This is a genomic window from Escherichia sp. 20412-1, assembly GCF_003027595.1.
GTDB classification, from domain to species: domain Bacteria; phylum Pseudomonadota; class Gammaproteobacteria; order Enterobacterales; family Enterobacteriaceae; genus Escherichia; species Escherichia marmotae.
Map to the genome: position 1 here is coordinate 1 of NZ_PYQM01000124.1, position 689 is coordinate 689.

The 689-nt window shown below is 45.0% G+C and carries 2 protein-coding genes; both read right to left on the bottom strand.

Translation table 11 applies throughout. The features are described 5' to 3' along the window. On the bottom strand, positions 1-59 hold a 59-nt coding region (gene tap / locus C7B16_RS25915; protein ID WP_097744215.1), incomplete at its 3' end, for a RepA leader peptide Tap. Between the two features lie 245 nt (positions 60-304). After that, the gene (locus tag C7B16_RS24295) at positions 305-547 is read right to left on the bottom strand and encodes a replication regulatory protein RepA (RefSeq protein WP_096924316.1); all 243 of its coding nucleotides are present in this window, start codon (positions 545-547) and stop codon (positions 305-307) included. Positions 548-689: the final 142 nt, after the last annotated feature.

Sequence of the window (689 nt, forward strand, 5' to 3'; positions counted from 1 at the left end):
GCACTTACAATGCGCAGAAGGAGTGAGCACAGAAAGAAGTCTTGAACTTTTCCGGGCATATAACTATACTCCCCGCATAGCTGAATTGTTGGCTATACGGTTTTTAGATGGCCCCGGTAATCTTTCTCACTCGCCAAAGTTAAAGAAGATTATCGGGGTTTTTGCTTTTCTGGCTCCTGTAAATCCACATCAGAACCAGTTCCCTGCCACCTTACGGCGTGGCCAGCCACAAAATTCCTTAAACGATCAGCAATCTATCACGCACACCAGAAACAGGCAAGAATGTGATGTCGCTACATTTTAGTTAGCTAAAAGCACTCTTCTGCTTTATCAGTTCGGCAATCATCTCAGCCTGGGTAACGCCCTCAGCTTCACACATCACCTGCAATTGCGCTTTTAAAGCAGCAGGAATGAACACTCTGAGTTCTTTATGTGTAGCTCGTTTTCTTGCCAGGGATGCCTGCTGACGTTCTGCAAGCGTCAGAGGATTACCTTTTCTGTATGCTCGCTTTGTAGAGGAAGTCACTGCATTTTCTGTCTGCGACATCTCGCCTCCTCAATACTCAAACAGGGATCGTTTCGCAGAGGATACTACAGTTTTTTGAAATCAGCGACTTGAAAGTTGTGACGATGATCTGTGTTGGCGCACAAATCATGTCTGATTACGACCGTTTAATGTGATTTTGATA

What these genes read in the sequence shown, in the direction of transcription:
- C7B16_RS24295 (WP_096924316.1), bottom strand. Translation starts at nt 547, where the DNA reads ATGTCGCAGACAGAAAATGCAGTGACTTCCTCTACAAAGCGAGCATAC.